The organism is Microbacterium sp. NRRL B-14842 (genome assembly GCF_050470785.1).
The window spans coordinates 1-7901 of sequence record NZ_JBFLUM010000078.1 but is presented as its reverse complement, the minus strand read 5'-3'; the positions used below and the strand labels follow the sequence as shown (position 1 = coordinate 7901).

8 protein-coding genes, 2 tRNA genes and 6 pseudogenes are annotated in these 7901 nt (G+C 67.8%); 6 read left to right on the top strand and 10 right to left on the bottom strand.

Going from position 1 to position 7901, the window contains the following annotated elements; translation table 11 throughout:
• On the top strand, positions 1–312 hold a 312-nt coding region (locus AB1285_RS25435), incomplete at its 5' end, for a hypothetical protein (protein ID WP_429978139.1).
• Between the two features lie 598 nt (positions 313–910).
• Here the strand turns inward: AB1285_RS25435 and AB1285_RS25430 are convergent.
• The 6 genes and pseudogenes from AB1285_RS25430 to orn form a co-directional block, all read right to left on the bottom strand.
• Positions 911–1234 carry a DUF2017 family protein gene (locus AB1285_RS25430; RefSeq protein ID WP_429978138.1) on the bottom strand — a complete coding sequence of 108 codons (324 nt, stop codon included), beginning with the start codon at positions 1232–1234 and terminating at the stop codon, positions 911–913.
• Between the two features lie 150 nt (positions 1235–1384).
• Positions 1385–1673, bottom strand: a pseudogene (gene clpS, locus AB1285_RS25425) (ATP-dependent Clp protease adapter ClpS).
• Between the two features lie 2 nt (positions 1674–1675).
• Positions 1676–2025: pseudogene (locus tag AB1285_RS25420) on the bottom strand (metallopeptidase family protein).
• Positions 2026–2055: 30 nt separating this feature from the next.
• A pseudogene (locus AB1285_RS25415) lies at positions 2056–2683 on the bottom strand (LysE family translocator).
• Between the two features lie 87 nt (positions 2684–2770).
• A tRNA-His gene (locus AB1285_RS25410) sits at positions 2771–2846 on the bottom strand.
• 36 nt (positions 2847–2882) lie between these two features.
• Positions 2883–3508 (bottom strand): annotated as a pseudogene (gene orn / locus AB1285_RS25405) (oligoribonuclease).
• 61 nt (positions 3509–3569) lie between these two features.
• Between orn and AB1285_RS25400 the strand changes: the two are divergent.
• Positions 3570–3644 (top strand) — tRNA-OTHER (locus AB1285_RS25400).
• A 27-nt stretch (positions 3645–3671) separates the two neighbouring features.
• Here AB1285_RS25400 and AB1285_RS25395 read toward each other — a convergent pair.
• The gene (locus AB1285_RS25395) at positions 3672–3947 is read right to left on the bottom strand and encodes a hypothetical protein (protein WP_429978137.1); all 276 of its coding nucleotides are present in this window, start codon (positions 3945–3947) and stop codon (positions 3672–3674) included.
• Between the two features lie 219 nt (positions 3948–4166).
• On the opposite strand from AB1285_RS25395, the gene AB1285_RS25390 reads away from it, so the two are divergent.
• The 4 genes and pseudogenes from AB1285_RS25390 (at position 4167) to AB1285_RS25375 (ending at position 7219) form a co-directional block, all read left to right on the top strand.
• Complete coding sequence (locus tag AB1285_RS25390) at positions 4167–4598, top strand: single-stranded DNA-binding protein (RefSeq protein WP_429978136.1); 432 nt, start codon at positions 4167–4169, stop codon at positions 4596–4598.
• A gap of 25 nt (positions 4599–4623) precedes the next feature.
• Positions 4624–5091, top strand: a complete 468-nt coding sequence (locus AB1285_RS25385) for a DUF6993 domain-containing protein (RefSeq protein ID WP_429978135.1) — start codon at positions 4624–4626, stop codon at positions 5089–5091.
• Positions 5092–5192: 101 nt separating this feature from the next.
• Positions 5193–6873: pseudogene (gene ettA / locus AB1285_RS25380) on the top strand (energy-dependent translational throttle protein EttA).
• A 7-nt stretch (positions 6874–6880) separates the two neighbouring features.
• The gene (locus tag AB1285_RS25375) at positions 6881–7219 is read left to right on the top strand and encodes an acyl-CoA thioesterase (protein ID WP_429978134.1); all 339 of its coding nucleotides are present in this window, start codon (positions 6881–6883) and stop codon (positions 7217–7219) included.
• A gap of 165 nt (positions 7220–7384) precedes the next feature.
• Here the strand turns inward: AB1285_RS25375 and AB1285_RS25370 are convergent, their stop codons facing one another.
• The 3 genes and pseudogenes from AB1285_RS25370 to AB1285_RS25360 all read right to left on the bottom strand — a co-directional run.
• A complete protein-coding gene (locus tag AB1285_RS25370; RefSeq protein WP_429978141.1) occupies positions 7385–7474 on the bottom strand; it encodes a hypothetical protein in 90 nt (29 codons plus the stop codon).
• The gene (locus AB1285_RS25365) at positions 7446–7556 is read right to left on the bottom strand and encodes a hypothetical protein (protein WP_429978140.1); all 111 of its coding nucleotides are present in this window, start codon (positions 7554–7556) and stop codon (positions 7446–7448) included. Before AB1285_RS25365 ends, AB1285_RS25370 begins: the two co-directional genes overlap by 29 nt.
• Positions 7557–7579: 23 nt before the next feature.
• Positions 7580–7901 (bottom strand): annotated as a pseudogene (locus AB1285_RS25360) (acyl-CoA thioesterase II); the annotation flags it as partial.

Genomic DNA, 7901 nt, shown 5'->3' with positions numbered 1-7901 from the left:
ATTGCACTGGAACTCGGGAATCAGGTCGCGTCCTTCGGCGTGAAGAGCGCATACGGGGAGCCGCAGGAGATCGACGGGTCACCGTCACTCCGGTGGCGTTCACCTACGCGGGCTTCGGCGGCGCCAGCGGCGACGGAGGAGAAGGCGGCGGGGGGCGGCGTCGTGTCGGTCCCGGTCGGTGTCTATGTCCGTCGCGAAGAGGGACTGCGCTTCGAGCCGAACATCGTGACGCCTCCTGGTCGTGGCCGTGCCCTTCGGTCTGGGTCACAGGTCGGGCACTCCACGCGCATCATCCGTGCCCTCAAGAAGTGACGACGCGGTCGCAGCTGCTCTCTCGCGCGCCGCGACACTGATCGTCGAGGACGTCCGCGCACATCGCGGCGTCCAATCCTGTCGTGATCATCGACGGTGGAAGCGGCGCCGGCAAGACCTCTCTGGCTGCGCGTGTGGCACATGCCTGGCCGGTTGCCGGCCGCGTGCAGGTCATCGCGCTGGATTCGCTGTACCCGGGCTGGGACGGACTCGACGGGGGCGCGGAGAAGGCGCTGGAGGGCATCCTCCGCCCGCACGGACGCGGCCTGCTCGGCGCCTGGCGTCGCTGGGATTGGGAACGCGGCGAGGAGGCGGAGACCCACGCTGTGGATCCCGCACTCGGGGTCATCGTCGAGGGCCAGCGGGATCCTGCGTCCGTCCACGGCACGGCTGGCGGATGTCCGCGTCTGGGTGGAATCCGGGGAACAGTCACGCAAGTCACGGGCGCTTGCCCGGGACGGAGACACCTACCGCCCGCACTGGGACCGCTGGGCGGCGCAGGAGCGCCGTCACGTCGAGCGGGACCACCCCCGCGAACTCGCCACCCGAGTCGTCGAGGTTCCCTGAGCTCACTCAGCGGAGTGCGTCGGCGTCGCTCTCATCCACGGCTTCGATGAGGAGCTCGAGGCGGTATCCCAGCCAGTCCGTACACCGCTTGATACCATCGCCCCCCGACGTCGGGCTCGTCGTCGGTGATGCCGAGGCGCGTCGCGATCACGAGGCGGATGGCGGTGAGGGTGCGCAGCCAGGAGTCCACGTGGTCACGGCGCACCACGACATCGCGGGGGATCCGGGCGTCGGCATCGGTCACCTCGGCGTCGGGGTCGAACATCTGCAGCGATGCGCGAACCGTGCGGGCGTCGTGCAACCGCCGGTCGAGGAGGTCCGCGCGCGTGGCGGAGGCGAATGCGGCACGACGCATCGTCGTCGTCCGGGTAGGCGTTCGGGGTCAGCCGGGCCACCCCCGGGTCGTCCTGTTCGGAGTCCCGCAGCACCTCCATGAAGTCATCGACGAGTCGGGCCAGGTGCATCCCCTCGATCGTGGCGACGGAGACGGTGATCGGCGTGGTGTTCATGCGGCCTTCCTGACGGTCGCCCAGAGTCCGTAGTCGTGCATCGCCTGAGCGTGCACCTCCATGGTCTCTCGCGGGCCGGTGGCGACGATCGCGTGGCCGTCGTGATGAACGGCGAGCATGAGGCGGGTGGCGTGTTCGGTCGTGTAGCCGAAGTAGGTGCGGGAAGACGCGCACGACGTAGCTCATCAGATTCACGGGGTCGTTCCATACGACGACCTCCCAGGGCTCCAGCGGAGCAGCGAACAGGTCAGTGGTCTCCTCGACCTCGGGAAGAGCGGTCGACATGGTCATGCCCACCCGAGCTCATGCAACTGCGCGTCGTCGATGCCGTGGAAGTGCGCGATCTCATGGACGAGCGTGGTGGTGAATCCTCGTCACGGAGTTGGTCGATGTCGTCGCACTGTGCGAGGTGCGGCTCCCGGTAGACGATGATTGCGGTCGGGGAGCTTCGCCCATCCGTATTGCGTGCGCTCCGTCAGCGCCAGGCGTCGTACAGGCCGAGCAGGTCGAGGCCGCCGTCCTCCGGACGGTCCTCCACGACGAAGACGACGTTCTCGAGCTGCTCGACCATCTCATCGGGCAGCTGGTCGAGCTCGTCGATCACGAGGGCCTCGAAGGCCGCGGCGTCCATGTCCATCCCCTCCAGCCTACGGCGACGGCCGGGTGCTCAGTGCAGAAGGACGAGGAGGGCTGCCACGCCGATGAAGAGGGTTCCGAACACCGTGTTGAGGATCCGCTGTCCCTGCGGGGAGCGCGTGAGACGCCGGAAGGGACGCGCCGCTGTGGCGAAGAACCCCACATCACCAGGACATCGACGACCACGACCGTCGCGACGAGTGCCAGGTACTGGGGGAGCGGTGGCTGGTCCAGTCGGATGAACTGCGGGATGAACGCGAGGAAGAACACGATCGCCTTCGGGTTCAGCAGTTCACCCAGAACCCGCGGCGCATCATCGACCAGTGGCTCTCCCGGACGTCCACAGGATCCGGCGCGTCGTCGAGTGCCGGCGCGGGCCGGGTCAGGATCAACCGGATCCCGAGTAGACGAGGTAGGCGGCGCCGGCGTACCGGATGACGTTGAACAGGAGATCCGAGCGTGAGACGAGGAGCCCGACTCCAGCGGCGACGATCACCACATGGACGATGAGCGCGATCTGTTGGCCGATGATGCCCCAGATCGAGCGCTTCCAGCCCTGGGTGAGGGAGTTGGACATCGTGTTGATCGGCGCCGGCTCCCGGCGTGAAGCTGATCACCACGGATGCGGTGAGAAGGGAGAACCAGACCGCCAGTGACACCAGGACAGTCTAGGGCCGCGCGACCACGGGGCCGGACCGGCCGAAAGGCGAAGAGGCTCGGACCGAACGGTCCGAGCCTCTTCGAGCTGGGGTGAGTAACGGGGCTTGAACCCGCGACCTCCTGGACCACAACCAGGCGCTCTACCAGCTGAGCTATACCCACCATGCGCCCGCCGAAACAGGCAACCCCACGAGTCTATTACATGTTCGAGGTGAACTCCGACACCGTGCGGGCGGCGATCTCCTTCGCATCATCGCTGGAAGGTCCCGGTTCGTCGACGAAGACGGCTTCGCGGTAGTAACGCAGCTCGCGGATCGACTCGAGGATGTCCGCCAGCGCGCGGGTGCCCGCCGTCCTTGGCAGGTGCCTGGAAGAACACCCGCGGTACCAGCGGCGGGAAAGCTCCTTGATGCTGGAGACGTCGACGTTCCGGTAGTGCAGCCACTGGTCGACCTGTGGCATGTACTTCGCGAGGAACATCGGTCGGTGCCGATCGTGTTGCCGGCGAGAGGCGCGCGGCGCTCCAGCGGGACGAAGCGGCGGATTAGGCCAGCGTCTGTTCCTCCGCCTCCTCGAGGCTGATCCCCTGCGGGATCTCCTCGATGAGCCCGGAGGTCTCGTGCATCGCGGTGACGAAGTCGTTCATGTGCGCGAGGGCGTCCCGCGCTCGGACGGATGACGACCTGGAAGCCGGGGTCGAGCGGACGCAGCTCGAAGTCGGTGACCACCACCGCGATCTCGACCAGTTCATCGATGGCGAGATCGAGTCCCGTCATCTCACAGTCGATCCAGACGAGGCGGTCGTTCTCGGAAGCAGTCACCATGTCGCCATCCTATCGACGGCCCCGACATCCGCCGGGGGAGCGCGGTACGGTAGAGATGTCCGCCTCCGTAGCTCAGGGGATAGAGCAGGGAGCCTTCTATCTCTTGGTCGCAGGTTCGAATCCTGCCGGGGCGCCAGTGATCGCCGGTCACGTCGACCGGAGGTCAGCAGTGTCGCAGCGCGTCGACGGCGTCGTCCGCGCGCCAGAACTCGCCGATCAGCCGGAAGTCACCCGTCGCCAGATGGAGCCGCTCCGCCCGGTACCGGAGGCCGAGGGGATCGGCCACCACGCGCAGGTGGCCGAGGACGTGCTCGCGGCTGTCCTGTACGCTCCACAGGTGATCGGCGGCACGGACGAGGTGCTCTCGCCGGGACGCGAGCGGCGGGGCCACGAGGGGGATTCCGGGAGCAGGGATCGAAGCGGTGGTGGTGGCGGTCATGGTCTCTCCTTCCATGGTTCGAACATACGACCGACCACCGACATTGGCCCGCGCATCGATATCCGGCGGTGACCTGGCTTCTTCTGCACGGATGACGGTTGCCTTAGCCCGTCCCACAGATCGCGCGATCGTGCCCCTGCAACCTGCTCCGCGAGGTGCACGCTGGAGGGCATCCGGCCGCTGAGCCGCAGCGAGAGGACGAACGCATGATCGACTACCGTGACCATCGTGGGGAGAGTCGCGACGGAGCCCACCCCGGGGCGGACGAGTGCGGGGGTGCCCGTCACGAACTTCCGGCTGGCGAGCACGCACCGTCGCTTCGACGCAGCGAGCGGCTCGTGGGTGGATGCGGGGACCAACTGGTTCTCGATCGCCGCCTTCCGCCAGCTCGCGGAGCATGCGCGCGCATCGCTCAGGGTCGGCGACAGCGTCATCGTCTCGGGACGACTGCGCGTACGACCGTGGGAGAGCAATGGCAAGCAGGGGACGAGCGGTCGACATCGACGCCGACACGATCGGACACGATCTGCGGTGGGGGGACCACCGCGTACCGACCGAGCACCCGTCCGTCTCCCACGGATGCGGAGGAGAGCGGGGACGTCCCGACGACCGATGAGGAAGGGCGCGACGCGTGGGAACAGCCGGCGGTGAGAGCGAGGCGGCCTAGACTCTGCTCGTGCTCCGATCGGTCCTGAACTCCCGCGCTGCGGCGCTCGTGCTCGTCGCCGGTCTCTCGGCAGCCGTCCTCGCCGGATGCGCCCCGGAGCCGGAGGTGACGCGGACCCCGACCGGGACGGCCAGTGCCACGCCGACACCGCCGGCCGCGCCTGCTCTGGTGCCGGGCGGGAGCGCCGCAGACAACCTTCCCGTGTTCACCGCAGTGGCCGAACAGGTGTGGGGGCACGGAGCGCGTGCGGAGGGGCGGGCATACGTCGACGGTCTCGTCGCGGCGGGATTCGATCGGGACGCCATGCAGCTCACGCCGGACCAGTCCACGGTCGGGAACCCGGCGGAGAGCATCCAGTTCTCGGTCCGCTGGGGCGAGGAGGAGTGCCTGATCGGGCAGGTCGGGCCCCTCCACCGGCGCCGTCGTGACCACCGTCATTGCCACAGCTCGCCGGCGGGCGCTGTCTGGTGGGCGTAGACGCGGCCGATCGACTGGTGACCCGCGTACACAGATAAGCCCGCTCACGGCCGGTAGGCTGGAGTGTCGATCTTCGACGCCAACAGAAGGAGCGGTTTTCGGTGGCTGAGTACATCTACTCCATGGTTCGTGCCCGCAAGGCGGTGGGTGAGAAGCTCATCCTGGACGACGTCACGATGGCGTTCCTGCCGTGGCGCGAAGATCGGCATGGTCGGCCCCAACGGCGCCGGAAAGTCGACGATCCTCAAGAACATGGCGGGGCTCGACACGCCCTCCAACGGTGAAGCCAAGCTCTCGCCGGGCTACTCCGTGGGCATCCTCATGCAGGAGCCCGAGCTCGACGAGTCGAAGACGGTCCTGGAGAACATCCAGGACGGCATCGCCATCAAGGCAAGGTCGACGGTTCAACGAGATCTCCGCGCTGATGGCCGACCCGGACGCCGACTTCGATGCGCTGCTCGCCGGAGATGGGTACGCTGCAGGAGGAGATCGACGCGGCGGACGGCTGGGACCTCGATTCCCAGCTCGAGCAGGCGATGGACGCCCTGCGCACCCCGCCCGGCGGACGCGGCCATCGCTCCGCTCTCCGGTGGCGAGAAAGCGCCGTGTGGCGCTGGCCAAGCTGCTGCTGCAGAAGCCCGACCTGCTGCTCCTCGACGAGCCCACCAACCACCTCGACGCGGAGAGCGTGCTCTGGCTCGAGCAGCACCTCCAGTCGTACAAGGGCGCGTGATCGCGATCACCCACGACCGGTACTTCCTCGACCACGTGGCCGAGTGGATCGCCGAGGTCGACCGCGGTCGCCTCATCGGCTACGAGGGCTACTACTCGACGTACCTGGGAGAAGAAGGCCGAGCGCCTCGACATCCAGGGCAAGAAGGACGCCAAGCTCGCGAAGCGCCTCAAGGACGAGCTCGACTGGGTCCGCTCCAGCGCGAAGGGCCGCCAGACCAAGTCGAAGGCCCGTCTCGCCCGGTACGAGGGAGATGGCGGCCGAGGCGGAGCGGACGAGGACGCTGGACTTCGAGGAAATCCAGATCCCTGCCGGTCCTCGACTCGGCAACGTGTGATCGAGGCGAAGAACCTCAAGAAGGGCTTCGACGGGCGCTCGCTCATCGACGGCCTGAGCTTCAGCCTCCCGCCGAACGGCATCGTCGGCGTCATCGGTCCGAACGGCGTCGGAAAGACGACCCTGTTCAAGACCATCGTCGGTCTCGAGCCCCTGGACGGCGAGACCTGAAGATCGGCGAGACCGTCAAGATCAGCTACGTCGACCAGATCGCGTTCGTCGATCGACCCGAACAAGACCCTGTGGGAGGTCGTGTCCGACGGACTCGACTTCATCACGTCGGCAAGACCGAGATCCCGTCCCGTGCCTACGTGTCCAAGTTCGGGTTCAAGGGTCCGGACCAGCAGAAGAGGCCGGCGTGCTCTCCGGTGGTGAGCGCAACCGTCTGAACCTCGCGCTCACCCTCAAGGAGGGCGGCAACCTGCTCCTCCTCGACGAGCCGACCACGACCTCGACGTCGAGACCCTGAGCTCCCTGGAGAACGCGCTGCTCGAGTTCCCCGGCTGCGCCGTGGTCATCACCCACGACCGGTGGTTCCATCGACCGGATCGCGACGCACATCCTCGCGTACGAGGGCACGGACGAGAAGCCCGACCAGTGGTACTGGTTCGAGGGCAACTTCGAGGCCTACGAGCAGAACAAGATCGAGCGCCTCGGGCCGGACGCGGCCAAGCCCCACCCGCTCGACCCACCGCAAGCTCACGCGCGACTGAGCCGGTCATGAGCACCGACTCGCCGGGTTCCCGCGCCTGCACATCCCCGATCCAGCTCCGCTGGGGCGATCAGGATGCGTTCAACAATGTCAACAACACCTCGATGCTGAAGCTGCTCGAGGAGGCGCGCGTCCGCGCGTTCTGGCGGGCGGGACCCGGCGAGCAGGCGCCGTCCACGGCCGTCCTCGACTCCGGGATCGAGGAAGGCATCCTGACGCTCATCGCGCGGCAGGAGATCGAGTACCTCGCTCCGGTGCCGTATCAGCGCCGGCCCGTTGGAGGTGCAGATGTGGTTCGGGAAGCTCGGTGGCTCGAGCGTCGAGGTCTGCTACGAGGTGCACAATGACCCGGCCGCCGAGCCGCGTGAACTCTACGCGCGGTCCAGGCCGTCATCGTGCTCGTCGACGCGGGGACCGGGGGGGCGGCCGACGCGGCTGACCGCGGAGATGCGCGAGGCATGGGAGCCGTACGTCGGCCCCATCCATGAGTACGCCCACCGCTGAGCGCAAGGTCAGTGATCCTCCGGGACGCGAATCATGATCTCCTGCGCGACGCTCGCGACCAGCGCGCCCTCACGGGTGTACACCCGCCCCGTGGCCAGACCGCGACCGCCCCGGGCGCTCGGCGACTCCCTGCACGTAGAGGAGCCATTCGTCCACGCGGGCCGGACGATGCCACCACATCGCGTGGTCCAGGCTCGCGACCTTCAACCCGGCAGCGACCATGACACTCCGTGAGCGCGCAGGATCGACTCCTGGATCGTCATGTCGCTGAGGTAGGCGAGCGCGGCCCGATGCAGCCGCTGGTCGTTAGGGAGCGGGGCACGCAGCCGCATCCACACCGCCTGCCGCGGAACCCTCTCATCATCGTTCGGCAGATAGAGCGGGGAGTCGACGTGGCGGATGTCCGCGGCGCGCTCGCTCAGCATGCGCCGTGCACCGCCGGCGAGGCCCGGCACCCGGTCCTCATCGGGGACGAGGTCCTCGGGGACAGGGATACCGGCGGCATGGGCTCGGCGTGCACCACTC

Excerpts from the sequence above, each read along its gene's own strand:
- AB1285_RS25430 (WP_429978138.1), bottom strand. The coding sequence starts at position 1,234 with ATGCGTCGTGCCGCATTCGCCTCCGCCACGCGCGCGGACCTCCTCGAC.
- AB1285_RS25395 (WP_429978137.1), bottom strand. The coding sequence starts at position 3,947 with ATGACCGCCACCACCACCGCTTCGATCCCTGCTCCCGGAATCCCCCTC.
- AB1285_RS25375 (WP_429978134.1), top strand. The coding sequence starts at position 6,881 with ATGAGCACCGACTCGCCGGGTTCCCGCGCCTGCACATCCCCGATCCAG.
- AB1285_RS25365 (WP_429978140.1), bottom strand. The coding sequence starts at position 7,556 with ATGTGGTGGCATCGTCCGGCCCGCGTGGACGAATGGCTCCTCTACGTG.